This window comes from [Clostridium] symbiosum (genome assembly GCA_036419695.1).
Taxonomy (GTDB): domain Bacteria; phylum Bacillota; class Clostridia; order Lachnospirales; family Lachnospiraceae; genus Otoolea; species Otoolea symbiosa_A.
The window spans coordinates 3,176,621-3,202,516 of the sequence record CP143946.1; the positions used below are offsets into that span (position 1 = coordinate 3,176,621).

A 25,896-nucleotide genomic window follows, 5' to 3' on the forward strand; every position below is an offset into this window, starting at 1 on the left:
GCCTCTTCTGCTTGCCGGTACTATTACTTCGCTTCCATTATTTCAATCCGGTTACCTCGGCTCCGTTACTTCAGTTCTGTTACTTCAGTTCCACTGCTTCATTCCGTTACTTCTCAGAGCCTTATCATGATTCACATTCTTCCTGCCTGTAAAAATTAATCAGGCAGCCCTCACGCAGGATCCTGCGCTCCGTTTTGCTTAGATACCCTAAGGACAGCGTAATTTTATGCGGACTCTGCGACCTGTCTTCCGGGAGCACATAAGCTTCTGCTTCGCTCTCCTCCGACTCCAGCAGCCGCCTGATGCCGGGAATCCAGATAAAACTTCCCGTCTCAAACTCCGCTCCGTCTGCGCAGGTGAAGGGCAGAATGCCCCAGTTAATCAGATTGGAGCGGTATCTCTTCGTAGCGTATTCGCGGCAGATGTTGGCCCAGCCGCCAATCACGCGCTGACAGGTCGCCGCGTATTCCCTGGCCGAACCGTCTCCCGGCTTTTGGGAACAGAGGACGCTTCCAATGCAGGTCTTCCCTGCGTTAAACGGCAGTCCTTGCGCGGTCAGGCAGGCCACAGCCTCCTTCAGCTCCCCGTCTGTCTCAAAGGGGGCGGCTCCCTCCATCAGCGCGTCTTCCCATTTTTTTACCGCCTTGCAGCGGCCCACGTACTGCGGTTCCCTGGCCGAGAGGGCGTACTCCGCCAGTTTTAAAAGGTTTGAGCGGTAAGAGGAACTCTCCCCTCCCGGAATCAGTTCATCGGTCGTCGTCACGGGATCGTCAAGAACGGCCGAAACCTTCAAAAGCAAGTCGTCGTTCAGCGCCGGAATCACAGGAATGTCCTTGATGTTCGGCCCCTTTTTAAGCTCCACGCTCCGGTCCGCCTTTCCAAAGCAGTCGAGCACCCGGTTCTCGTACAGCTTCGGATTAAAATAATAGTTGTACTTTGTATACGTTCCGTCCCACTCCGTCGCCGGTGTCAGGAATCCTTTATTTCCGGCGGTTGCGGCGATGCTCAGCGCATCCATCAGGGCAACCGACGCCAGCTGTCCGCTCTTCGGCCTGGAACCCTCACGGTTTGAAAAGTTCCTGGTCGTGTGGCGTATGGAGAAGCCCCCGTTAAATGGCACATCCCCCGCGCCGAAGCAGGGCCCGCAGAAAGCGGAACGTAAGTTTGCCCCCGCCTCCAGAAGCGTTGAAGCAATCCCCTTCTCCACCACCTCCTGGAACACAGGCTGGCTGGCCGGATAAATATTTAACTGGAACACATCGTTTCCAATGGAGCTTCCTTTAAGAATATCCGCCGCCTTGCTGATGTTTTCGAATATTCCTCCCGCACAGCCTGCGATCACTCCCTGATCGACTCTCAGACGGCCGTTCTCTATCTTGCTTCTCAAATCCATCTTCAGGCCGAACTCTTTCATCTGCTCGCTGCACCTTTTCTCGGTTAGATTCAGGATATCCTCCGTATTCTCATTCAGCTCCTCGATCGTATAGGCATTGCTCGGATGGAAAGGAAGGGCGATCATCGGCCTGATTTTTCCCAGGTCTACTTCCAGAAGATAGTCATAATGAGCCAGTCCGGCGGGCCTGATTGCCTTATAATCACTTTCACGTCCGTGGATCTTAAGCCATTCCCTGACGCTGTCGTCCGTCTGCCAGATTGTGGAGACGCAGGAGGATTCCGTCGTCATCACATCAATCCCATTTCTGAAATCCACACTGAGGTTTGCAATTCCCGGACCTGCAAATTCCATAATCCTGTTTTTCACAAAACCCTCGTCAAACACGTTCCTGATAATATCGAGAGCCACATCCTGCGGCCCTACTCCCGGCGCCGGCGTCCCCTTCATATATACGAGGACCACCGGAGGCCGTACGATATCATAGGTTCTAAGCAGAAGCTGTTTGACAAGCTCTCCGGCCCCCTCGCCGATGGCCATGGTCCCGAGAGCGCCGTATCTGGTATGGCTGTCCGCCCCCAGAATCATCTTTCCGCCCCCGGCAAACTGCTCCCTGATATACTGGTGAAGAACCGCCTGATGGGCCGGAACCATAATCCCGCCGTACTTTTTCACCGCCCCCATCCCAAAGAGATGGTCATCCTCATTCAGTGTCCCGCCCATTGTACACAGGCTGTTGTGGCAATTGGTCAGGACAAAGGGAATCGGAAATTCCTCCACGCCGCAGGCAATCGCCGTCTGCAGCACTCCCATATAAGTCATATCGTGGCTGACCAGCGCATCAAATTTGAGCTTCAGGTTTCCCATGTCGGAAGACGTATTATGCGCTTTCAGTATGGACCACGCCATGGTTCCCTGAACCGCCGCTTCAAGCTCCTGTTCTGAAAACCGGCCTCCGGCGGCCAGGGATTCCCTGTCTTTATCACAAACAATTCTTTCACCGTCTACCAGGTAGACGCCGTCATATTCTTTTCTCATCACAAATTCCACCTTGTTGTCCCTAATCATAACGATTCCGTTCTTTTCCCGTTCCGTCCGGGCCATTATCCTTCTTGTTTCGTCTGCCTGATTACATCCAGGATCGTTCCGTCGCGGCTCTCCACAATTCCTACCACCCGCTCCTCGAATTCCAGTTCCTCCGGCTTTCCGACAATCGAGTAGGCGATATCCCGAAGCTCCCCGATTGTTTTTATGGGCAGCCCCGTCTCTCTGAACGCGCTCAGTAAATCCTGTCTGCGGGGGTTAACGGCAATGCCGTAATCCGTCACAAGCACATCTATCACCTCCCCCGGAGTCGTCACCGTTACCACCCGGTCACAGACGGTCGGGATGCGGCTGCGCAGAAGGGGGGCGACAATAATCGAACAGTTGGAGCCGGCCGCCGTATCGGGATGGCCGCCCGGCGCCCCCCTGACAATCCCGTCGGAACCCGTCACCACATTGACATTGAAATCGGTGTCGATTTCCAGCGCTCCCAGCACCACATAGTCCAGCCTGTTTACGTAGGCCCCTTTATTCATCGGATTGGCATACTCGGATGTGGAAATCTCAAAATGGCCCGGATCCTGTTCCACGGACTCGACCGAGGCGGCGTCAAAACACTGGGCGTCCACAATGGTCCGTACAAATCCCTCTTTCAGCAGTTCGCACATGGGCTGCGTGATTCCGCCGATGGCAAAACCCATTTTGATATTTTTTTCTTCCAGATAGGGTTTGAGCATCCTGTTTACCGCGAGCGCCGCTCCTCCTCCTCCGGTCTGAAACGAAAAACCGTCCTTGAAAAACGGGGCGGCCGCGATGACTTTCGCACAGTATTCCGCCATTTTCAGTTCCCTGACGTCGCTCGTCATCCGCACCACATTGCTGACAATCTTATCCGGGTTTCCGATCTCCTCCACCTGCACCACGTAATCCACATCCACCTGCGAAATGCTGGCAGGAAGGTTGGGAAAGCCCACAAGACAGTCCGTGACGACCACCACCCGGTCCGCGTACTTTGCATCCGCCATGGAGTAAGACAGGACGCCGCAGTTGCTTTTGCCGCCCACTCCCCTGGCATTTCCGTACTCATCACTGGTGGAGGCGCCGATAAACGCAATATCGATATGTACGTCCCCTTCTTCAATTGCCCTCACCCTTCCTCCATGGGAACGGATAATGGCCGGGGTTTTCAGTTTGCCTCCCGAGATGGCCTCCCCAATTTTTCCCCGCACTCCGGAGGACTGGATGCCGGTTACCACGCCGTCCTCAATCAGCTTTGCAACCGGGTCGTGAGCCGCCCCCAGGGAACTGGCGCAGATGGTTAAATCCTTTATTCCCATAGCCGCCACGGTCTCCATCACCATGTTAACAACATAATCTCCATCACGGAAATGATGATGGAAAGAAAGAACCATGCCGTCCCTGATGCCGCATTTTCTAAGGGCATCCTCGAGGGAGGGCAGAAGCTTCTTTCCTCCCTGCATATTGCTTCTGACCGCCGGAGCCGCTTTTTTATATCCTGCCCCGTCGCGGTAACCGGGGCCCTGATACCCCTCTTTACCATACCGCTCTAATATTTCATCCGGGATTTCTCTCCCCACTCGATTGATCATGGCTATCTGTTTCCTTCCAATTTTTTCCATTTTTTTGTTCTTGACTTGCAGAGTCAAACACTATATGATTTATCTGTATATATTATTCGACATTTTATTACATCTTTTGTGCATATTGACTAATTTCTTTTTCAGCAGTAAGGAGGCCGAATTCATATGGAATTCCGGGAATTAACCAACATTTTAACTATCGCCGAGGAGGGCAGCCTGTCGAAAGCCGCCGAAAAGCTTTTTGTAAGCCAGTCCTCATTAAGCCAGTTTCTCAAAAGCTATGAAGCCTCCATTGGCTGCTCCCTCTTTGTCCGCACTTCCACCGGGATGCGCCCCACCGAAGCCGGTGAACGCGTCCTGGAAGCCGCCCATCAGATTGTTGCCATCGGCAACAATTTACAGAATGAACTCTGGGACATCGCCAACCTTTCCACCGGCAAGGTGGCCCTCGGCCTTACGCCGTTCCGCGGTTCCTTTGTGCTGCCCGATATCCTTCCGGCCTTTTACGCCAGGTATCCGCAGATTACGATCCATACGGTGGAAGCCAACACCCAGACACTGGAAGATCATCTTCTGCGCGGCATTATCGATGTCGCCCTGCTGACCTATCCTCTCATCAACAAGAAGCTGCCCACCGAGGACGCCTATGAGGAGGAGGTATATCTGGCTGTTAACCGGGATTCCCACGTCCTGGAACTGGCGAAATACGACGCAGAGACGGGGCGCACCTATGTGGAGTTTGAGGATGTGATGCATGAGCCGTTCATTCTTCTCTCAAAGGGCCAGCGGCTTTTCACCCTGGCGGAAAGCCAGTTTGACAAATACGGCTGTAAACCCCATGTCATCCAGAAGACCCAGAATCCTGAAACCAGCATCCGCCTGGCCGAACAGGGTCTTGGCCTGGCATTCATGGCAGGTTCCTATATCCACCCCATTTACAACGGCAGTTATAAGCTCTCCTATCTGTCCATCGGCAGGGAGGGGCTTCACCGCAAGCTGGTCTTTGCGTTCCCGCCCAACACCTACCGCTCCAAAGCAACAATGGCTTTCGTGGAGATGGCTTCCAGGCTGCTGGCTCCCGGAGGCAAGTTTTCCTAGAGCCGCGCCGCCCGTGTTTTTCTTTTTTTCGCAAGCATGGGCCCGAATACACAGGCAATGCTGGCTACCGCCAGTACCAGTACGATCGGCCTTGTAAATATCTCCCAGAAGCTGTCGTAGGATTCAATGGTCCGAAGCAGCTCATTGTCAGCGGTCTTACCAAGCAGAAGTCCCAGTATCAGAGGCATAATGGGAAATTCTGCTTTTTTCATTGCCCAGCCAATTACCCCGAACAGCAGCATCAGCCCGGCGTCAAACAGGGTATTTCTGTTGGAAAACGCGCCCAGAAGCGTCAGCACCAGAATGCAGGGAACCAGATATTTTGTCGGCACCTTTACAATGTATGCGGCAAAGGCACAAAGCACCAGTCCCAGAATCAGCATGACGAACTGCTGGATAAACAGGGAAGAAAACGCCATATAGATGACATCCTCATGGTCGATAAAAAGTTTCGGGCCCGGGTTCCATCCCTGAAGCACCAGCGCCCCGAGCATCATCGCAGTGGAGGCCGAGCCGGGAATACCGAGCACAAACAGAGTTGCAAGGGCTCCGCCCTCGGATGCGTTGTTGGCCGTCTCACAGGCGATTACGCCTTCCGGGATTCCCGTTCCGAACTGATCGCCCCGTTTGCACCACTGCTTCGACTGGTTGTATCCCATCATACCGGCCACGGCCGCTCCTGCCGCCGGCATGATTCCGATAATCACGCCGAGAAGGGAGCAGAGCACCGCCTGCACGGGACGTTTCAGCACCTCTTTAAAGCCCGAGATAACCGCCCTGAATCCGGTGGAATGGTTTCCGTTCCCGTCCGTCATCATCTTTTTTCCCGCCAGATTAATAATCTCCGGCATTGCCAGAAAACCAATCAGGGCCGGAACCATCGGAATGCCGTCCATCAGGAACATATTGCCGTAGGTTCCCCTTATCGTTCCAAGGGAACTCATCCCGATTGTGCCGAGAAGAATCCCAAACAGACCCGCGTACACGCTCTTCAGCGTATTTTTTGCAAGGCTGCCCACACAGCTCAAACCGAAAATCGCCACCATAAACATCTCCGCCGGTCCGAATTTCAGGGACAGCGTAGCCAGGGGTTTTGTGGCAAACAGCAGGAAGATGCAGCCAATCAGGCCGCCGATGACGGAGCTCATCAGGGCAATTCCCAGCGCTTTTCCCCCCTCTCCACTCTGATTCATCGGATAACCGTCCAGCATGGTTACCATATTGGCCGTCGAACCCGGCGTGTTAATCATAACGGCCGTAACCGCCCCGCCAAATAATCCTCCCGTGTAGATGGAAAGCAGGAAAACAAGGGCGGTCAGCGGCGGCATCTTGTAAGTAAAGGGCAGCATCAGCGCAATCCCCATACTTCCCGTCAGACCCGGAAGGCAGCCGAGCACCAGTCCGATCGCCACTCCTCCGAACATATAGAGGAGGTACTGCATTTGAAAAATAACCGAAAATCCTTCTATGAAATGTTGCATTCTGTTCCTCCTCCCCTAAAATCCCAGAAATCCAGCCGGCAGCGGAATATGCAGCCCAAGCTTAAATACCGCATATAAAATCCCGGTGACGATGAGCGGCAGTAAAATGTAAGGCAGCGGCTTTTTGACCTGCATAATCAGTAACAGAACCGCCAGCAGAACCGCGGTGGTAATGATAAATCCCAGATGAGGCATGACGATCACGTAAACCGCCATGGACACCACCACGAGGAATGATTTGAACAGGACCTGTTTCTCCTCCTGTGATATCTGCAGTGCCCCTTTATTTTCTTCCCGCTCCCTCTTCCACTCCCTGATATCGGTGAACGTATTTACCACAAACAGAATCACCATCACGATAAAAACCGGTTTAATCAGGTACTGGTTCTTTTTGCTGTATCCCGCAACCTCGATAAAATAGGTTGCCGACCAGAGTAATACAATGGCAGGAATGGCCAGTCTTTTTATAAGCGAACCCATTTTTGTCCTCCTTCCGTACTGCGGCAGCCCGACGGCCCGCCGCTTCCCCTCCTGAGACCGCGGTTATCCCGCTGTCTGTTCTGCCCGATATCCGAAGATGCGGGATACCGGGCAGCCGTTTTCTTGTTTTATACTCACATGGAATATTCTTTTTCTATGCGTTTTGTCTTATTCCTCTTTCAGCCAGTCCTGGTACTGTACGACGAGTTCATGAAGCTGAAGATTCAGTTTATTGCTCTCTTCCGGTCCCCGGAATGCCGATACGGCAAGCTCACCGCTGGACTCCAAGAACTTCTGGTATTCCGGATTCTCGAACGCCTCTTTATAGGTATCTACCAGTGTCTGGTAACGATCCGGGTAATTTTCCTTAACGCCCTTCTGGACTGCAAAGAGACGGCAGGAACCAAGGGAACCGGGGATTTTCAGATCCGGATACACTTCGTCAAAGCTTGGGGTGTCGGGCCAGATGGCGTTTCTGTCGGAACCGCAGACGGCAAGCACTTTTGCCTGATCGCCCAGTCCCAAATCGCCGTTGGCGGAACCCGTGATGAAGTCCACATGGCCGCCCATTAAAGCCGTACGGAAATCATTGCCGCTGTCGTAATATATTGTCTTGTAATCCAGGTTGAACGCCTCGGTCAGGATGCCGAGCAGAATGGAACCGGCTCCGCCCGCCGTGAGGCCCACTTTAATTTTCCCCGGGTTATCCTGAATCGCCTTGACCAGATCTTCGATCGTATTATAAGGTGAGGTGTCGAGCACCGTAATCGTAGTCGGATCGATCTGCTGCATATTAATCAGGTCAAAATCCGAAATATCGTAGGTAGCCCCCTGTAAAACCTGATTGCCGCTCAGGTACGTCTGGGTTCCGCAGTAGATATTCGTGCCGTCCGCCGGAAGCGTCTGGTAGTATACCGAGCCGACCATGGTGGACGCACCCTCCCGGTTCTCAACGACAAAGGTGCATCCCGCCGTCTCCTCCCAGTAAGGAAGAATTCCCCTTACCATCAAATCGGCGCTTCCTCCCGCCTTAAACGGAACGACGATCGTCAGTGTCTCTCCCTGGGGCCAGGTGCTCTCCCCCTCTTCCGCCTTGCCTTTTTCCTCCGCCGGGGCCGCCGCTTCCTTCTCTTCGGCTTTTGAACCGGTATCCGTTCCCTTTGCCCCGCCCGAACTGCAGCCCGTAGCCGTAACCGCCATCATTGCCGCCATTGTCAGTGCCATCACTCTTTTTTTCATAGGTACTCCTCCTGTTTTTTGATTCTTTTTTATCGGACGTCTTCCCCATTTCTTCCGTCCTTTTCGATGGTTTCATTTTATCAGATAATTCTGAATTTGAACAATACGGATTCCCACACCCACCCTATCAGTTTTTCTAATATCTGATATCTGATCTTACTATTGGCGTTTTGAAATACTTTTCAGTATAATCGCAAGTAAATACAGTATGAGGAGGTTGTTATGGAAATTTTAAATACTGCCATAGCCGGTACCCTGGAATCCAGCGATGTCCAGGTGATGGTGGAACCGGCTGCCGGGGGGATTGAACTTGAGCTTGAAAGCAGCGTTATCAACCAGTACGGAAAACAGATCCGGGCGGTTATCATGGAAACGCTGGAACGGCTGGAAGTGAAAAATGCAAAGCTGCGCGTGATCGACAAGGGCGCGCTGGACTGTACGTTAAAGGCCCGGGTGGAGTGCGCCGTTTTCCGCTCCAACCATATGACGGAACAGCTGCCGTGGGGAGGTGCGATTCGATGAATGAGAATAAAAACAGGCTCAGAAGAACCATGATGTTCCTGAACTGCCAGAAACCGGGTCTGATCCGGGATCCTTATATCTACGGCGCGGACTCCATTATTCTCGATCTGGAGGATGCGGTTGCGGCAAACCAGAAGGATTCGGCCAGATACTCCCTTTATCACGCCTTAAAGGAAATCAATTACCGGGGAGTGGAGCGCGTCGTGCGCATCAACGGGCTGGACACGCCTTACTGGAAGGAAGATATCCGTGTCTGCGTTGCCGGCGGCGCCGACGCCATCCGGATCGCCAAGACGGAAACGGCGGAGGACGTAAAGGCCGTGGAAGCCGCTGTCCTCTCCGCCGAGCAGGAATTTGGCAGACCGGTGGGCAGCACGCTTCTCATGGCCGCGCTGGAATCCGCAAAAGGCGTTTTAAATGCGCTCGAGATCTGCGGTTCCTCCGAGCGGCTGTTCGGCATCGCCCTCAGCGGAGGAGACTTCACGAAGGATATCCAGACCACCATTACGGGAACCGGAGTGGAGCTGGCCGGAGCCAGACAGCACATGATCCTGGCTGCCAGGGCCGCCAAAATCCAGTGTTTTGACACGGTCTACACGAACCTGGATGATATGGAGGGATTCCGGAAAGATGTGGAAATGATTCACATGATGGGCTTCGACGGAAAATCCATTATCAACCCGAAGCAGATTGCCGTGGTGCATGAAATCTTCACTCCCTCGGAAAAAGAAATTATTTATGCGGAAAAGCTGATACGCGCAATCGATGAGCAGAAAGAACAGGGCATCGGTGTCTTTACTGTGGATGGGAAAATGGTGGATATCGCCTTTTACGACGGAGCCGTGCGGACGCTGAATCTGGCCCGCGCTGCCGGGCTGTCCGTGAATCTCTGATTGGAGGATGTGATTAGAAAATAAACAACGAAAGGCACGCTTCGCGAACTTTTCATTGCCGCTTAATGTAAAGAAACTGCCCGGCCTAAAAGCCCCGGGCAGTTTCTTATCTACGATACTATATTTTGTTATTGATTTGGATTCCGGGCGGTTGTTTTATTACCAGACTACAATGGAAACAGCCATCAGGATACTCTGTGTAATAACAAGTGCAATGAAAAGCGGTACAAACCATTTCCACCACTTATCAATCTTGACGCCTGCGATACCGCAGATAATCGGCGTCATGGCAGTAGGCCACATGATGTTGGAAAGACCGTCGCCAAACTGGAATGCCAGAACGGCCGACTGTCTGGAAATACCAATCAAATCTGCCAGAGGCGCCATGATCGGCATACTTGTTACCGCCTGGCCGGAACCGGACGGGATAAAGAAGTTGAGGCCCGTCTGCACCAGGAACATTGCAATTGCAGAAATCGCTCCCGGAAGATTGGAAAGCGGGATGGACAGATAATAAACAATCGTATCAATAATATGGCCTGCCTGGAGCACTACCAGAATACCGCGGGCAATACCAATCATCATACAGGCAACCGCAATCTCGGAAAAGCTCTTGGCCACTTTTTCCGCAATCACATTAGGTCCCCAACCCATAATAAATCCGCTGACAAGACCCATTAACAGGAAAACAGCGCTCAGTTCGGCAAAATACCAGCCTTTTGTCTTTGTTCCCCAGACAATTACGATAATACCTACAACAAGTGTAGCAAGAACCAGTTTTTCCCTGATGCCAAAACGCTCATTCTCGATATTATCCGAATCCATGGTAAGGGTGTCGAAGTTATCCCCATAAACAAGGCTCTTTGACGGATCCGCCTGGATCTTCAGGGCATAACGTACGACGTATACGGAAGCAACGGCAATCAGGACAAGATGACAGACAATCCTGAAACCTGCGCCGGACATCTGTGGGATGTCGGCAATACTCTGGGCCATTCCGACCGTGAACGGGTTCATAACGGCGCCGCTGTAACCGAGTCCTGTACCAAGGGCAACAATGGCCAGGCCTACGATTGCGTCATAACCCATGGCAATCGAAATTCCTACGAAAATCGGGATAAACGGGAACATCTCCTCGAATACACCGATGGTGGAGCTGGCGCATCCAATCAGGGTAATAAATACCGGGATGATGACGGCTCTTGCGGAACCTTTTAACACTCTCAGCATGCTGGCAACGAGACCGTTAAATGCGCCGCTGGCGATAATCAGTCCGATGGAAGCATAGGAAATAAATACGAAGAATGTTACTCCCGCTGCATCCACAGTACCGTTGTAGAGTGACTGAACAAGGGTGAAAAAGCCTACCGGAGTGGACTCAATAATGTGATATGTACCGGGAACTACCATCTCCCTTCCGGCATCGTTCAAAGCACGTTCGAATTCACCTGCCGGAAGAATCCACGATGCAATCGCACAAATAATAATAATTGAAACAAGAAGTACATAAAATATGAGGCATTTTAAACTTTTTCTTTTTGGTTGCAAACTCACTACTCATATGTTCTCTCCTCTCATAAGACAGACCCGTTTATTTACTTTCTCTTCTCCACCTGCTCCTGAAACTCCGCGTAAACCTTATTCCTGAACGCTTCATCATTAAATATCTTAAGAGCCATCAGGGACAGGATACAGGCCCCGTTTTCCATTGCCTTCTCCGCCTGCGGCAGGGCTGTTGCATCCCTGAACGCCTCGGTGTGCAATGCATAGTCTTCATCCGTGATTGCAAGCAGCGGCTGGATCGCCGGACAATGATAGCTTACATTTCCCACATCAGAAGAACCGCTGGCTGCCTCTACCCCCGTTGTAGGCATGCCAAAGGACTCAAACTGGTCAATTACTTCCTCCTCCAGTGTCATGTTGCGGACCATATCCGCAAATTCGAACACCGTCGTGAATTTCACCGTGCAGTCGAGGGCCATCGCCGCTCCGTCCGCACATTTCTTTACCATCTCATCCACCGCTCCCATGGATTTCATCGTAGCCGTCCTGAATTCCATTCTGAGTTTCACATAATCCGGTATGATATTGGGTGCTTTTCCTCCTTCCACTACGATACTGTTGACGTGGACATCCGGTGTGAAACATTCACGCCTTGCATCGATCAAATCCATGAATTTCCTGGCCGCCGCCAGGGCGCTCTTTCCTTCCCAGGGAGCGGCTACCGCGTGGGCCGCCTGCCCGTAGAATTCCACAAAGTAGCAGCGCAGGCTGAGAGCATCCATATCCGCCCGGCACTTTCCTCCGGACCAGCTGTGCATCATCATGGCCAGGGACATATTATCAAACACGCCCTGGGCTGCCATGCCTATCTTTGCGCCGTTCTCCTCCTCTGCGGGAGTTCCGATTACATGGACCTTTCCTTTATAGCAGTCCTTCAGATCTTTTAACGCAAGTCCCGTCAGCACCGAAAGCGAGCCGTGAAGATTGTGACCGCATCCATGCCCAATCTCAGGAAGCGCGTCATACTCCGTCAGAATCGCCACCTCCGGTCCGTCCCCATTGTCAAACAGGGCATGGAATGCCGTCTCGTATCCGGCATAAGGGTATGTAACCTCAAATCCCGCGTCCTTCAGCACTTCCACCATCCTTCGGCTGGATTCAAACTCCTGATCCGGCAGTTCCGGATGTTCCCTCAGGTAGCAGCTCAGTTCAGCCGCCTTCTGAAAGTGTCCCTCCACCGCTTTCTTTACTTCCGACAGTTTGTATTCTGCCATAGCACACATCCTTTCTGAGTTTCCTCTTAACCGTCTCCGCCGTGCGGAGACACACACCAGGTTCCCAATTAAAGTACTCTTCAGCTCTGTCGTTCTTTAATTAAAGCATACTTAAAGAACAGCTCTTTAAAAAGAATTATATCACACCTGTATCTGCTCTGCAATGTTTTTTGTGTATTTTATTTTATTTTGTATTTTTTCAGATATCAGTCATATAATGCGGATTTTTGACGTTTTCCGTTCGTTCCCGTCCTGCCGCGGCGGGACTCCCTTATGGGCCGGACCGTAATTCAAATATCAGCCGCGCAATCCGAGCCTCCGCCGGCCGCTCCGGCACCTCCGATAATTTGTAAAAATTACAGGTCCAAAGTACCGCTGATAGTTCAATTGATGCTGTCTTATACTTTTTTCATACTCTTCCTTGATTTTCTCCCCATTTCTGGATACAATAGGCTGTATCACCTAAAGGAGGAACCTATGAAAGTTAAGAAAGTTTCATCGATGATCACCAGAATCATCATTTCTGCAGTACTTATGTTTCTATTGTTTTATTCGATGCTGCCGGCCATCAATTTAAAGGATAAGAATTTTATCATTTATCTGATTTCCTGCATCATCATTTTCCTGGTCGTTAACTTCCTCACCTATGTCAAAGATTTTATCCAGAATCTCAGCAGCGGGCGCGGAATGGAGATGACAAGAGATCCGGTGACGGGCCAGGTCGTCTTCCGCAAGACCCCGGGTGAGAATAAAGGCAAGGTAAATATGGGCAAACCGTTGAAGTACGGTTTCATCGCCATTGCAGTCCTGATCGCACTGATGCTCCTGGCCTCGGCGCTGGGACTCAAGATATTTAATGCCGGACGCTACCGTGACCTGATTACCATCACCGACGGTGACTTCACCTCCGACGTATCCGAACTTAACATGTCACAGATTCCGGTCGTTGACAAGGATACTGCATCCAGGCTGGGAAGCAAGAAGCTGGGCGAGATGACGGAGCTTGTCTCCCAGTTTGAAATTCTTAATAATTACACCCAGATTAACTACAAGGGCACGCCTTACCGCGTTACGCCGCTGTCCTACGCCGACCCGGTCAAATGGCTCTATAATATGAGAACCGGTCTTCCGGCCTATATCGCCGTAGATATGGTAAACCAGGACACCAATCTTGTATGGCTCGAATCGGGTATGAAATACTCAACCAGTGAATATTTCTTCCGCAACATTTACCGCTATATCCGTTTTAAATATCCTACAAAGATGTTTGAAACCGTCTCTTTTGAGATCGACGATGAGGGTACGCCTTACTGGGTTGCCCCGACTATCGCCTACCGGATCGGCTGGTGGGACGGCAAGGATATCGACGGCGCCGTGCTTGTAAACGCGGAGACGGGAGAATCGGCTTACTATGACAAGGCCGATGTTCCTCAGTGGATCGACCAGCTTTACGATTCCAACCTGATCATCGAGCAGTTGGACGACAATGGAAGGTTCCAGAACGGTTATATCAACTCCATCTTCGGCCAGCGAAACGTGCGAAGAACCACCTACGGATACAATTACCTGGCAATCGACGATGACGTTTATCTTTATACGGGTATGAGTTCCGTTACCTCCGATGAATCCAATATCGGTTTCGTGCTGGTTAACTTAAGGACAAAAGACACGCAGTTCTACGCGGTTCCCGGAGCCACCGAACTGTCTGCAATGGAGTCTGCCAAAGGCCAGGTACAGCACTTGAACTATACCGCAACCTTCCCGCTGCTCCTGAACATTTCCGACAGGCCGACCTACTTTATCTCCCTGAAGGATGCCGCCGGGCTTGTTAAGATGTACGCATTCGTCGACGTGGAGCAGTACCAGATTGTAGGAACAGGCCAGACGATTGACGAGGCAAAGAGAAATTACCGCAACGCCCTGAACCTGGAAGATGTGGAAATTCCGGAGGTTAAGGAAGGAACAGAGATTTCCGGTACCATCGACGCCATCGAGAGCGCCGTAGTGGGTGGGAATACCTGCTACTACTTCACCCTGAAGGGAAGCACGCAGGTTTATACGGCGGAGATTACCGTATCGGAGAAACTTCCATTTATGAAGGCCGATGAGCGGGTAAAATTCAATTATACGGATGAGGGGAATGTGCGGGATGTCATAGAGTTTATATTTAATTGATGAGGGGACGCCGGGGGGATGGTGGCAGGCGGGATGGTGAGGTGGATCGAGGGGTCTTCCGTCCCGGGTGAGGTTGTCGTGCAGGGGAATCCGGACGAAAAAATTCCTGCGGGGACTCGCTTTCGCTTGTGGAATGCGCAGCGGTACTAAGGCGTCACAATACGACGCCCAAGTGCCGGCGGATTCCAATGTCCCCTTCGGAAAGTTTTCGTCCTCCTTCCCCCTTTGGGAAGATTATCGACGGGACTGAAGCCCCCACGCCATAGTAGATCGCCCGCCCGCCACCATCCCCCGGCTGACTGTCCCCTCCACCAAGTGCGGGGCAGGTATTGCCGCTGTCACTACTCGTTTCCTGTCAACATTCACTCTTATTAAGTTTATAACTTAAAAAAGGAGCTTTTTCTGATATCAGAACATAATTTTTGTTCCACATCGGAAAAAGCGCCTTTTCTTATTTATGATTATTTTGCCCCTTTATAATCTTAAACCGGTTATAAAAAAACAGAAATTTCAACTGTAATTTGCTAACTTTCCTTCACTGACTGCGATATCCAGAAACCATAAAATCATCGGATGCATATAGTGGGCGCAACCATATCTCCCCCCTGGTGAAGAAACAGGACAATTCAACAGCCTCCGGCCCGGGGACGGGATGGCGGTAAGGTTCGCGTCTTCAGTCCCGGCCATAACCTTCCCGGTGGGGGAGGAGGGAGAAAAAGATTCCGGAGGGAACCTGGGAGTCCATCGGCACTTACCGAGGTCTTTTCGAGGTTAGTGTCCGCTATGTACTCCAACGAGCGCAAGCGTTTCCCGCAGGAACTTTTTCTGCCCGGATTCCCCACCCGCGACGCTCTTCAAACCGGGACTGAAGACTCATAACCTCCCCCTCACCATCCCGTCCCCCCGGCCGTCCCGGCGGCGTCCTCATTTCTCACCACCACCTCCTGTTGAATTTCCCTCCCATTTCCGCTATAATACTAATACTGCCCTGAAAACCGCCGGCTCCGTACAGACTCTTACATAATGCATCGGCCTCATCGCAGTACCATACGTAGGGAGGACAACACAATGAAAAGTGACGATATAATCATGAAAGCAGCCATCATCCACATCCTGGATTCATCGGTCGGCATTCCGGTGCTCTCCGATCAGGCCATGGAGATTGGCCCGGATTTTTCCGACTTTTTAAAGGCACATATTGAGAAGATTACCGAGAGCGACGATATTAAGCAGTGCCGCTTTTCCGACAGCTCCCCTTTAAAGGAACTGATTGAGAACTGCACGCCTGAGAACTTTGTGGCGACCAGCAAGCAACTTGCCGAAAATCTCTATGATATCATGAACTCCAACATCGACATTCCAGCCGCCGATATTGCCATCCTGGTATTCAGCTGTGCAGGTGACGACTATCTGGCATTTTTGAAGATGAATTATAAAACATCCTACACCCATGCCACCAGGGAAGCCGACGGCGGTAACCGCAATGAGATTATTCTTCAGCGCGCCCTGCTCCCCGCCCAGGGACAGAAGCTCTCCGAGGCCTTTGTCGTTAATCTGTCGGACGGCAGCATTCTCCTGACTGAGAAAAAATATGAAGTCAACGGGGAAAAACGGTTCTATTTCTCCGAACTGTTCCTGGAGTGCCACGCTCCCCTCTCCCAGAAATCCAAACTGGATATTGTAACAAGAGCAGTGGAACAGGTGAACAAGAAATATTACGGTGATGAAGCGCCCGAGCGCAGAATGGAAATTAAAAATGTTCTCTGTACCGAGCTGGAGGAGCAGGGGGAGATCAAGGTCGCCACAATTAAGGAAAAGATTTTTCCGGACAGCCCCGATATGCAGGTGGAGCTGGATGAGAAGCTGGACAAGTATAATATGTCCTATGAAACCGTCCAGCCAAGGAGTGAACAGACCATCAAAAAGTTCCAGAAACAGCACCTGACCACCGACACGGGTATCGAAATCTCGATACCGATGGAAGAATACAGAAATCCGGATCACGTGGAATTTATTACAAATGAAGATGGAACCATATCCGTGCTGATTAAAAATATCGGACAGCTTACAAGCCGGTAACCACCCGGCCGCCGGTAAGCAAACCGTTGTAAAAAAAGAATGATCCGGAAGACAGGAGTTATCTTTCGTATCATTCTTTTTTGCTGTTTTTTCTATTGCACATAAAAACACATATCAGTTATTACGTTCCCATCTTCATCGGAATATGTATAACACGGGATGCCATACCGTTCAAAGCGCCACCCGCCCAGCCTTCTCACACCGCTTTCATGCCGCCTTTTTTCTGCCAAACACCGTAATCGAAATAACGGACGCCAGTATAAAAAGAACACCGAGCCCCGTCTTCACTCCCACCGCCTCACCAAAGCAGACAACTCCCAGCACAATGCTGGTGAGTGGTTCAAAGGTGCTGAGAATCGCGGTTTTCTGCGCCCCGGTCATGGCTATGCCGAGCTGGAACAGCACACAGGCCACCACAATCAGCATAAAGGAGAATCCGAACGCGGCCGCCCAGCCTCTGGCCGAATGAAACAGCACAAAAGTTCTCGTGGCCAGCGAAAGTGCAAAGACCATCACGCCCGAGACGAGGGACATGTAAAAATTCGTTTTGAACGGCTTCATAAACTTGAGCGTGCTCCGCTCAAAATACATCATGTAAAACGTATAGGTGACTCCGGATGCCAGGGCCAGCAGAATTCCCATCATCCCGTTTTCCTGCCCCGGTTCATAGAACAGGACGAGGCCAATCACGCAGAAAACGACCGAAGCGATCTTGGTCCACGTTGCCTTCTCTTTAAAAATGAATACCGATGCAAGAATTACAAGCACCGGATAGCTGAAATGAATTGTGGTAGCGCTGCCGCTGGAGATATAGTTGTAAGAGGAAAATAACAGGATTGGGGTCAGTGAAAATCCCAGGCTCAGAATAATAAACTGAACGAGCTGGGACACCGTAAGCCGCATCCCGTAATCGCGCTTTTTAAGTTCTCCCGCAGCCTCCCTCTCTTTTTCATCTTTTGCCTGCTCCCTGAGCGCCAGGATAAACAGCACCGGCAGAGCCAGGCTGTAACGGTATACGACCAGGCTGACCGCGTTGCATCCCTCGGCATACAGGTATTTTGCAACAATCGGCATGCAGCCGAATATAATTGCTGAAATGACAGCATAGACAGACCCTTTAACTTCTTTCATTCCACAGTTTCTCCCAGGTTATTGTTAACTTTTCTGTAACGATTCGCTACCTTCACAGTCACCGATGTGAAGCCGCAATACCGAACGCACCGCCCGGTATCCTCCCACAAACTCCCGGTACTTTCACCGGTCATCCGTCCTGCTGGGCAGGCGGTGCAGCAGGAGGGCTTCGGCGCTATATCATCTTTCTGTATTCCTGCTTCCATTTGGTCAGCATCTTTCCGGCTCCGGCCATCCGCTTAATTGAATCCCGGTCAAAAAGACTTTCCACTTCCTTTACTTTCCCGTCCTCGGAAGCCTCCTTAAGAACTGTCTCAAGCTCTTCCTTCCATCCGTCCTTTTCCTCTTTCGTAATCAGGGCTTCATACCGTTCCTTTAAGGCCAGCTCCGGGTTCAGCAGGGTAAGCTGGTAAATCTTCTTAAGCGTATCCCTGTTCTTCTGGAAATTGTAGGACATATCAAAAGCAGCCATCGCCTTTTCAAACCAGAAAATCCCCGCATAGGAAGCGCCGATATTATTCCAGATCTTCGCTGTGAATTCATCGCTCAACGACTTGAGCCGCCAGTCGTCCAGGATTTTCTCATAGTAGAGCACGGCGGTTCCGTACTGTTTCAGCCTGAAATAGAAATCGGCCGTCTCTTTTGTAAATTCCGCGGCGCTCATCTTTCTGTATGCCGCAATCTTCTGACGGAATTTGCTTATCTCCCTCGCCGTATAGTAGTAGCATTCCTGAAGGATGATAAAAATCATCTCATCGGGATCCTCCCCGCTTTTCTTATAAGTTTCCAACTTTCCCGCCAGAAACGCCATATCCAGCTCGGAACGGATAAATGCAATCAGGTTATCGTCGATAAAGCCTCCCATAGCCAGCAGAGGATTATTATAAATGACATAGCAAAGCTCCTGGGAGGATGTGATGTGGATTCCCAGGCGATCGATAAAATATGGATGTTTCACCGGCTCATGCCTGCAAAGTATCAAGCTCATAATATAACCTCCTGCTTTATCACCGTATCCCCAGCAGGGTAAAGCTCGCCAAACCCCTTATCCTTTATCACGGCCACCATCGTCCGGTCATTGGAAAAGCCCAGCGACAGTTCGATTCTGGTCGTCCGGTCCGGACGCTTCGGGAAATCGGACAGCTCGATTTTCACCAGCTTCTTCCGTTTGGGATCCAGCGGGGAAATCGTAAATTCCACCTCCGGCGTCCCCGTGACGATAAAATCCACGGTGCTCTTCGCCTCATACCAGTTGTCCCCGGCCGCGGCCAGAACTAACTGCCCCTCTTTATCGTGATTCAGGACCTTTAAGGAGACCGTCGTCTTAAGCCTGCCTTCACAGATACAGATAAAAGGATACGATGTTTTCTCCTGCAGATAATCGGCGGCTTTCATCAGCGCTCCCTTGGAAAACAGGCTGTTTTCCACGAAAACTCTTCTCCGGCTGCACACCTGTTTCATGAATTCCGGCGCCCACTCCGTATTTTCAAATCCCTTTCCCGTCAGTACAATGGCGGAAAACAGCCTCTTCTGAAGAATGCGGTCCGCGCAGGAACAGAGAATACGGTCCGCCAGTCTGGCCCCTGCCGTATTATCAAGCACATCCAGGTGGAATCCTTCATCCAGGTTATCGCAGTCGGCCACCACCTGCATCTGCCGCAGACCCCTCTGTACCTTCAGCTCATAGTAGCGCAGGCTCTGGTTGCTTAAATCAAACATCCCGACCTGGTTGCTCCAGACTTCACGTTTCTGGCTCATGACATAATAGACAAAGCTCTCCGTATGGCTGATCAGGTGCACCCTGTCCCGGGGAATTTTCAGATAATCGGCACAGTAAAGAAGACTGTCCATCAGTTTTACCTCAAGGCAGTCCACCGCAATGACCAGGCTGGCCACATCCTCCTTGCCTGAGGCTTTCTTCGGCAGTTCCAAAGCTTTTTCAAGGAACATCTTGAGGAGATAAATCCCCTCATATTTGATGCCTCCGATTGTCGCGGTTCCGTCCTTTAGTACCTGTGTCAGGAGCTTATCCTCCATGATCCCGTCACCGACCAGGGTGTGGGCATAAGCTTCCTCCTCCACATACCATTCGTCGATATTCTTGTTCTTGCACACGACTGTGGGTATTACCCAGGTCTGTTCCGGCTCCATGCACGAAATATGTGTGTAGTTATCACATAAATCAATTCCTATTACAAGTCCGTCCATTCTCTAAAAGTCCTTTCAAGGTCACTTACAATCCTGTTCACCGACTGCCCAAAACGCAGTATTCAGAACAGCCGCTCACTGTAATGTGAACAGCGCTGCAACCGCCGCATCCTTCTTTAAATATTCTTCCATCTGTTCTCTCAGGGCCGCCTCGTTCTTCAGCTCCAGGGAAAGACTTATCTCGTTCAGGCAGGCAAAACGGTTGCCCGGCGTCCTGGCCGTCACCTCCCGGCAGGAAATGCTTCCCTCCGCCACTTTCTTCCGCTCCCCGTTCTCATCCTCCAGAATCTGATATTCCATGATCTCGCCCTCAAACAGAACCTTCTCCCGGATATAAATCCCCTTATACACGGGACGCATATCCTCGTAATGGTATTCCTCCTCTTCCGGAAGAATCCGGAGGCGCAGATACGGCTTTGTCTCCTTATTGCCATGATATTCGATGATTTCCTTATCCAGAATATTACCTGGTATCATAATAAACTTTGCCAAATCCTTAAAGTAGGCAAAAATCATTCCCGCCTCAATCAGGACATCCACAACCGACTGGCACAGCTCCCTCTGCCCGTCCAAAAGCGCAGGGAGAGTGGAATAGTATTTGGTAAGCGCCAGCAGATAGATGTCCGGCACTTTGTCTTTCTCCACACTGTTGTTGACAGCCGCTTCCAGATAGGCAAAAACCTTGTCCTCGGTCGTCCTGTCATAGAGGAAATACTCCACGCTCTTTACGGTAAAATACGCTTTAACCACGTTTTCACTCGTCTTCTTCCTGGATGCATACAGTTCAAAGACACGGTCCATCTTCTCCGTGCTGCCGGTAAACAGCATCTGCGCCACAAGGCGCTCCTCCAGATCGTAGGTCTCCACATGTTCCTTGATTCCCTGCATCAATACATGGTACATCTGATCTACGGTTCCGTTGAAGTGCTCACACAGGTAATCGAGAATGACGCTGTCGCTCTTCTCTTCCAGAAATACCTGATAAGCCAGGTGAAGCAGCCTGTCGTCCTCGTCGAAAAGGTTTTGGAGCACCATCTTTGTGCAAAGTTTCAGAAGACGTTTTACCTGGATGCCCTCCGTACCGTAACGGCAGATCATCTCATACGCTTCCGAATAATAATTCTGTCTGATCAACGTCTCGCAGACGCCGCTTCTCTCCTGCCTGGTCAGAGAATCCTTGTCCAGGCACAGCAGGTAAGCCACACTGTTATTCCTCGTGCCGTCCCCGCTCTCATCCACCATCTTTTTGTAATACTTTACAATTGAAGACAGGATGCGGGAACGGAACAGCGGGTGCAGTTTCATCTTCTGATCCGCCAGCTCTAAAAGGGCCGCATTGTCCTCACTCAGTTCCTCCTTCTCCATGGCCTCATAGCAGGCATTGACGAAGAGAACCGGGTGATCGGGATAAACCTCGAAACAGCATTCCAAAAGCTCATCCACATCCTCCATGGCCGGCGCTTTGTCATAGCGGATATTCAGGTACCGGTTCCCATAGGCGTCCTGGAACAGAATAATGTCCCGCTCCGAGAAAAGGGGCACATAGGCCACTCCGTCGTGGAGCGGATAGGCATCCTCCGTCATCAGCTCCTCATGGCGCACCACGACATAACGCATTGCCGCGTCACGGCAGCTGATCCGGTTCGACTTAAGAACTGCCGGCAGGGACTTGGCCATCTGGGTATCGATCAGTTCCTTATAGATCATATGCTTATAAATGACCGCAAGGCGGCTCCCTATTCTCCCGGCAAAAAGCTGCTCAAGCGCAAACTGTTCAATCGCCCTCTCATAGAGACGGTAGATATCGGAATCGCGTTTTGTGTAGCTCAGGATATTTCTGTAGAGCACGGAACGGCTGTGCGCATCCAGCTCCGTGGCATAGGAAAAGTACAAAAGCACCTCCCTGGGCAGAAGTTTCCCGTAGTCCTCCGGCAGGGAATAGAGAAAATATTCGTACAGTCTGGTCAGGCTGATTCCCGCTTTGATGGATTTGTCATACCATTCAAAGTAACGGTTTCCGCGGCAGTTGCCCTTTATCATCATGGAGCATACGGAAGAAAGAATCTCCTGCTCCGGATATTTCTCATATAATGTGCAGAGGAGTTTCAGATAAAGCTCCTTGAATCCCTTGGCGCTGTTCAGGGCCCTCGCGGCCGCCAGAGCCAGTTCACGGCTCATCATGCCGCGCCTTGCGCCGAAATAAAGGGCATGAAGTTCAAAACGGGCCATGTTTCTTAAAAATCCCGGTTCCTTTTCCAGCAGTTTCAGGCACTCCACATACAAAAACGGGCTGTGGCAGCCGTCCTTGAACTCCTGCTCCATGCTGATAAGAACCGTCACCGGATTTTCAAATAACTCTTCATTCACTTTTAATAACATCAGATAGAGCATAAAATCGTTCTGCCCCCGTTCCTCATCGGAACAGTATTTCTGAAGCAGACGGATCAGGGAATCTTTCTGTTCATGATCATTCCAGATCTTCACCTGGAGATACTGGTAAAGACAGTAGAGCTCCTTCTGCTCCAGCCGCTTTGCCAGAACTCTGTCCCTGACCTCGTCGAGAATCAGGCACGCCTTGTCCTGACGTCCGGTCAGGACGTAGATTTCCGCCTGTAAAAGAGAAAGGATCAGATTCTCGCTCGTCATCTTCATTAGATCCAGCTCTTTCTGCATCTGGTTCAAAATCAATGCATCCTCATACATGCCGCTCTCGTATTCCAGGCGCAGCTCCAGGTATTCCTTCATCTCCTCCCGGAATGCGGCGCGCTCCGCGTCGGCTGCTTTGCTGCTCAGGGTGGCCTCCACCGGAATCTTTGTAATGCCCCTGGCCGTCTTGATCAGAACGGCGCCGTAATTTCTTCCCGTATGAAGACGATCGGAAAGAATGGTAAACGGCAGCCTGAGGGTTCCATCCTTAAAATCGGCCTGGGTTGCGCTCTTCTTCGGCAGGTGGATGAAATCTCCATCCACCGATGCTTCGAGGTAAAGATAACCCCATGTGTCGGTTCTTATTGTGATGGAATCCTCCAGGAGCCTGCCCGGATTATCGTATATCTTCTTTCCGTCCTCGATCATCAGACGGATTGGATTCTTGACGCCCAGGGCCACCAGAAATTCTTCCATGAAATTCTGTCTGCTCCCATGGCCTTTCAGTCCATCGTAAATAGCCCTTGTATGCATGTCCTGCATAAAGGGCGCTTCTATAAAATCCTGGTACTCTAAAAGGCGCAGAGCCGTATCCATATCATGCTCCGCGACTTCTAAAAAGTCTTTTGCCGTATTCAGGTTCCCGAGTATTCTGCCCGATGAGGCGAGATCTACGTGGAACAGATAAGGGATTTCCTTCTCCCCGCAGTTCGTTACAAGATAAAAAGAACCGTCTATCTCATCTCCCGCGGATAAAAAAGAGGTATCCACTTCATAGACTATATGATTCCGGAGTCCTCCAAACGTATTATTGTCATTTGGAATGCGCACGCGGATACTGGAAGAATAGACAAACCCTTTTACATTCAGGCCATTCTCGCTGCCGATAAAAATCTCCCTCTTCACGGTCGTGCCGACCCGTACGGTTTCCTCAATTACATCCGGCGTCCATATTATCTTCGGAAGTTCCGAATCGATAATTCCCTTCGCCAGACGGTTAATCCTTTCTTTCATATCTTACCACCTGCTGTCGCTCTCGTTGGTAATTATTCTATCATACTTTGTCCGCAATTACACTACATAAATCGACTTTTTGTCACTTAATTCGGTAATTCATTTTTTATGTCCTTGATTTAAGAATGTAAAATTGCTATGATAGGAACATGAGAATTTGCGGCCGCTCTTCTGCCTCTGTGCCGGCATCGCCGGGCCGGGTTTGAGTGGCTCCGAAAATAATGTATTACATAGAAAGTAATTTTGTTTCTGGAGGAAATCATAATGACAAACAGTGAGAAAGCATTAAAGCTTCATGAAGAGTGGAATGGTAAGATTGACACCGTTTCCAAAGCACAGGTGAAATCCAGGGAGGATCTGGCTCTCGCCTATACACCGGGCGTAGCCGAGCCGTGTAAGGTGATCGCAGAGGACCCGGAGGCCGCCTACAAGTACACCATCAAAGCCAATACCGTGGCCGTCGTATCCGACGGAAGCGCCGTCCTGGGCCTCGGCAATATCGGTCCCCTGGCCGCCATGCCGGTTATGGAGGGCAAAGCCGTCCTGTTCAAGGAGTTCGGCGGCATCAATGCATTTCCAATCTGTCTGGACACCCAGGATACGGAAGAGATTATCGAGACCGTAGTCCGTATCGCTCCCGCTTTCGGCGGCATCAACCTGGAAGACATCTCCGCTCCCCGCTGTTTCGAGATCGAAGAACGCTTAAAGAAGCTCCTTAATATCCCCGTATTCCACGATGACCAGCACGGGACCGCCATCGTCGTACTGGCCGGAATCATCAATGCCCTCAAGGTAACGGGAAAGAAGAAAGAGGACTGCCGTGTCGTAGTGAACGGTGCGGGGAGCGCCGGCATTGCCATCACAAAACTTCTACTGACCTACGGATTCCGCCATGCCACCCTCTGTGACAGAGCGGGAATCCTCACAAAGGGAATGGAAGGCCTCAACTGGATGCAGGAAAAGATGATGGATGTCACCAATCTTGAACGAAAGACCGGTTCCCTCGCCGATGCGTTAAAAGGCGCCGATATCTTTATCGGAGTCTCCGCTCCCGGCATTGTGACCGCTGAGATGGTTTCCGCCATGAACAGCGACGCCATCCTCTTTGCAATGGCAAATCCCGTTCCGGAAATAATGCCCGACGTTGCAAAAGCAGCCGGCGCCAGGGTGGTCGGCACGGGACGTTCCGATTTCCCGAACCAGGTCAACAATGTCCTGATTTTCCCCGGTATCTTTAAGGGAGCCCTGGAAGGACGCGCCACCGCTATCACAGAAGAAATGAAACTGGCCGCCGCCACCGCCATTGCCGGACTTGTGGACGACAGCGAACTGAACGATGAAAATATTCTGCCCGCTGCATTTGACCCGAGAGTGGCCGATGCGGTCAGCAAAGCCGTTAAAGAACATATCTGAGAAGGTGCAAGTATGCTATCATAAAGGAGTCTTTCCATGCTGTCTGAACCGATGACCTTATACAAACTGATGAACCTGTATATGCTGAAACAGGTGAATTTCCCGCTGACGAACGCGCAGCTGTCCAACTTTTTCCTGGACCGTGAGTATACGACATATTTCACGCTTCAGCAGGCCCTCAATGAACTTTTAGAGGCAGGGCTTATCAAGATGGAAATGCTGCACAACAGCACCAGATACGAGATCACCAGAGAAGGTGAGGAAACCCTGGAATTTTTCGGGAAAAAGATATCTCCCGCCATCGTGGAGGATATGGATGAATATTTAAAGGAGAACCGTTTCCGCATGCGCAATGAAGTGGGACTGGTTTCTGATTTTTATAAATCCACCAATCAGGATTATATCGTTCATTGTGAAGTCCGGGAGGGCAAGAATGTCCTGGTCAATATCGACGTCTCCGTTCCCGATAAGGAACAGGCCGAGATTATGTGCAGCCACTGGAAAGACAGAAGCCAGGAAATATATGCTTATATTATGAAATCCCTGATGAGTGACAAATCTTCGGGAAAAGGAAAATAACCGTAACACGAAATAACGGCTATGCATGAAACAGGGGAACAAAATTCCGGTTACGTGCATAGCCGCCGGGCTTTTAAGGAACCCTGTTTTTATATGGAGGTTCCCAGATATGTGGAAATCCGC

17 protein-coding genes and 1 pseudogene are annotated in these 25,896 nt (G+C 51.0%); 7 read left to right on the forward strand and 11 right to left on the reverse strand.

Translation table 11 applies throughout. The features are described 5' to 3' along the window. Positions 1–124: 124 nt before the first annotated feature. Both V3C10_14535 and citF read right to left on the reverse strand, forming a co-directional pair. Positions 125–2,497 (reverse strand): hydratase, encoded by a 2,373-nt coding sequence (locus V3C10_14535; protein ID WVP60522.1) that lies wholly within the window; start codon positions 2,495–2,497, stop codon positions 125–127. Beyond that, positions 2,497–4,047: a citrate lyase subunit alpha gene (gene citF, locus V3C10_14540; protein WVP64635.1), complete on the reverse strand. Its 1,551-nt coding sequence runs from the start codon at positions 4,045–4,047 to the stop codon at positions 2,497–2,499. Before citF ends, V3C10_14535 begins: the two co-directional genes overlap by 1 nt. A 156-nt stretch (positions 4,048–4,203) precedes the next feature. Here citF and V3C10_14545 point away from each other — a divergent pair, with 156 nt between their 5' ends. Beyond that, entirely contained in the window at positions 4,204–5,136 is a 933-nt protein-coding gene (locus V3C10_14545; GenBank protein WVP60523.1) for a LysR family transcriptional regulator, read from the forward strand. On the opposite strand, the gene V3C10_14550 is transcribed toward V3C10_14545, so the two are convergent. From V3C10_14550 to V3C10_14560, 3 genes are all read right to left on the reverse strand, one after another. Next, the gene (locus tag V3C10_14550) at positions 5,133–6,617 is read right to left on the reverse strand and encodes a tripartite tricarboxylate transporter permease (protein ID WVP60524.1); all 1,485 of its coding nucleotides are present in this window, start codon (positions 6,615–6,617) and stop codon (positions 5,133–5,135) included. The genes V3C10_14545 and V3C10_14550 overlap by 4 nt on opposite strands. A gap of 15 nt (positions 6,618–6,632) precedes the next feature. Beyond that, complete coding sequence (locus V3C10_14555; GenBank protein WVP60525.1) at positions 6,633–7,097, reverse strand: tripartite tricarboxylate transporter TctB family protein; 465 nt, start codon at positions 7,095–7,097, stop codon at positions 6,633–6,635. A 168-nt stretch (positions 7,098–7,265) separates the two neighbouring features. Continuing rightward, positions 7,266–8,336 carry a tripartite tricarboxylate transporter substrate binding protein gene (locus V3C10_14560; GenBank protein WVP60526.1) on the reverse strand — a complete coding sequence of 357 codons (1,071 nt, stop codon included), beginning with the start codon at positions 8,334–8,336 and terminating at the stop codon, positions 7,266–7,268. A gap of 222 nt (positions 8,337–8,558) precedes the next feature. Here V3C10_14560 and citD point away from each other — a divergent pair, with 222 nt between their 5' ends. Both citD and V3C10_14570 read left to right on the forward strand, forming a co-directional pair. Further along, complete coding sequence (gene citD, locus V3C10_14565; GenBank protein WVP60527.1) at positions 8,559–8,858, forward strand: citrate lyase acyl carrier protein; 300 nt, start codon at positions 8,559–8,561, stop codon at positions 8,856–8,858. Next, on the forward strand, positions 8,855–9,751 hold the full coding sequence (locus tag V3C10_14570) for an aldolase/citrate lyase family protein (protein ID WVP60528.1): 897 nt from the start codon (positions 8,855–8,857) through the stop codon (positions 9,749–9,751). Before citD ends, V3C10_14570 begins: the two co-directional genes overlap by 4 nt. A gap of 159 nt (positions 9,752–9,910) precedes the next feature. On the opposite strand, the pseudogene V3C10_14575 reads toward V3C10_14570, so the two are convergent. Then, a pseudogene (locus V3C10_14575) lies at positions 9,911–11,312 on the reverse strand (YfcC family protein). Positions 11,313–11,346: 34 nt separating this feature from the next. Beyond that, entirely contained in the window at positions 11,347–12,528 is a 1,182-nt protein-coding gene (locus V3C10_14580) for an amidohydrolase (GenBank protein ID WVP60529.1), read from the reverse strand. A 477-nt stretch (positions 12,529–13,005) separates the two neighbouring features. On the opposite strand from V3C10_14580, the gene V3C10_14585 reads away from it, so the two are divergent. Further along, on the forward strand, positions 13,006–14,703 hold the full coding sequence (locus V3C10_14585) for a CvpA family protein (protein ID WVP60530.1): 1,698 nt from the start codon (positions 13,006–13,008) through the stop codon (positions 14,701–14,703). A gap of 1,068 nt (positions 14,704–15,771) precedes the next feature. Continuing rightward, complete coding sequence (locus tag V3C10_14590; GenBank protein WVP60531.1) at positions 15,772–16,782, forward strand: nucleoid-associated protein; 1,011 nt, start codon at positions 15,772–15,774, stop codon at positions 16,780–16,782. 207 nt (positions 16,783–16,989) lie between these two features. Here V3C10_14590 and V3C10_14595 read toward each other — a convergent pair whose 3' ends face one another. The 4 genes from V3C10_14595 to V3C10_14610 form a co-directional block, all read right to left on the reverse strand. Continuing rightward, complete coding sequence (locus V3C10_14595; GenBank protein WVP60532.1) at positions 16,990–17,913, reverse strand: DMT family transporter; 924 nt, start codon at positions 17,911–17,913, stop codon at positions 16,990–16,992. Between the two features lie 175 nt (positions 17,914–18,088). After that, entirely contained in the window at positions 18,089–18,901 is an 813-nt protein-coding gene (locus V3C10_14600) for a hypothetical protein (protein WVP60533.1), read from the reverse strand. Next, the gene (locus tag V3C10_14605; protein WVP60534.1) at positions 18,898–20,121 is read right to left on the reverse strand and encodes a DUF5716 family protein; all 1,224 of its coding nucleotides are present in this window, start codon (positions 20,119–20,121) and stop codon (positions 18,898–18,900) included. Before V3C10_14605 ends, V3C10_14600 begins: the two co-directional genes overlap by 4 nt. Before the next feature lie 75 nt (positions 20,122–20,196). Then, positions 20,197–23,781, reverse strand: coding sequence for a DUF5717 family protein (locus V3C10_14610; protein WVP60535.1), 3,585 nt, complete (start codon positions 23,779–23,781; stop codon positions 20,197–20,199). A gap of 264 nt (positions 23,782–24,045) precedes the next feature. Here V3C10_14610 and V3C10_14615 point away from each other — a divergent pair, with 264 nt between their 5' ends. Both V3C10_14615 and V3C10_14620 read left to right on the forward strand, forming a co-directional pair. Beyond that, positions 24,046–25,194: an NADP-dependent malic enzyme gene (locus V3C10_14615; GenBank protein WVP60536.1), complete on the forward strand. Its 1,149-nt coding sequence runs from the start codon at positions 24,046–24,048 to the stop codon at positions 25,192–25,194. 36 nt (positions 25,195–25,230) lie between these two features. Further along, positions 25,231–25,773, forward strand: a complete 543-nt coding sequence (locus V3C10_14620; protein WVP60537.1) for a DUF4364 family protein — start codon at positions 25,231–25,233, stop codon at positions 25,771–25,773. Positions 25,774–25,896 lie beyond the last annotated feature (123 nt).

Excerpts from the sequence above, each read along its gene's own strand:
- V3C10_14615 (WVP60536.1), top strand. The coding sequence starts at position 24,046 with ATGACAAACAGTGAGAAAGCATTAAAGCTTCATGAAGAGTGGAATGGT.
- V3C10_14535 (WVP60522.1), bottom strand. The coding sequence starts at position 2,497 with ATGGCCCGGACGGAACGGGAAAAGAACGGAATCGTTATGATTAGGGAC.
- citF (WVP64635.1), bottom strand. The coding sequence starts at position 4,047 with ATGATCAATCGAGTGGGGAGAGAAATCCCGGATGAAATATTAGAGCGG.
- V3C10_14545 (WVP60523.1), top strand. The coding sequence starts at position 4,204 with ATGGAATTCCGGGAATTAACCAACATTTTAACTATCGCCGAGGAGGGC.
- V3C10_14595 (WVP60532.1), bottom strand. The coding sequence starts at position 17,913 with ATGAAAGAAGTTAAAGGGTCTGTCTATGCTGTCATTTCAGCAATTATA.
- V3C10_14590 (WVP60531.1), top strand. The coding sequence starts at position 15,772 with ATGAAAAGTGACGATATAATCATGAAAGCAGCCATCATCCACATCCTG.
- V3C10_14600 (WVP60533.1), bottom strand. The coding sequence starts at position 18,901 with ATGAGCTTGATACTTTGCAGGCATGAGCCGGTGAAACATCCATATTTT.
- V3C10_14560 (WVP60526.1), bottom strand. The coding sequence starts at position 8,336 with ATGAAAAAAAGAGTGATGGCACTGACAATGGCGGCAATGATGGCGGTT.
- citD (WVP60527.1), top strand. The coding sequence starts at position 8,559 with ATGGAAATTTTAAATACTGCCATAGCCGGTACCCTGGAATCCAGCGAT.
- V3C10_14570 (WVP60528.1), top strand. The coding sequence starts at position 8,855 with ATGAATGAGAATAAAAACAGGCTCAGAAGAACCATGATGTTCCTGAAC.
- V3C10_14620 (WVP60537.1), top strand. The coding sequence starts at position 25,231 with ATGCTGTCTGAACCGATGACCTTATACAAACTGATGAACCTGTATATG.
- V3C10_14610 (WVP60535.1), bottom strand. The coding sequence starts at position 23,781 with ATGAAAGAAAGGATTAACCGTCTGGCGAAGGGAATTATCGATTCGGAA.
- V3C10_14550 (WVP60524.1), bottom strand. The coding sequence starts at position 6,617 with ATGCAACATTTCATAGAAGGATTTTCGGTTATTTTTCAAATGCAGTAC.
- V3C10_14605 (WVP60534.1), bottom strand. The coding sequence starts at position 20,121 with ATGGACGGACTTGTAATAGGAATTGATTTATGTGATAACTACACACAT.
- V3C10_14555 (WVP60525.1), bottom strand. The coding sequence starts at position 7,097 with ATGGGTTCGCTTATAAAAAGACTGGCCATTCCTGCCATTGTATTACTC.
- V3C10_14585 (WVP60530.1), top strand. The coding sequence starts at position 13,006 with ATGAAAGTTAAGAAAGTTTCATCGATGATCACCAGAATCATCATTTCT.
- V3C10_14580 (WVP60529.1), bottom strand. The coding sequence starts at position 12,528 with ATGGCAGAATACAAACTGTCGGAAGTAAAGAAAGCGGTGGAGGGACAC.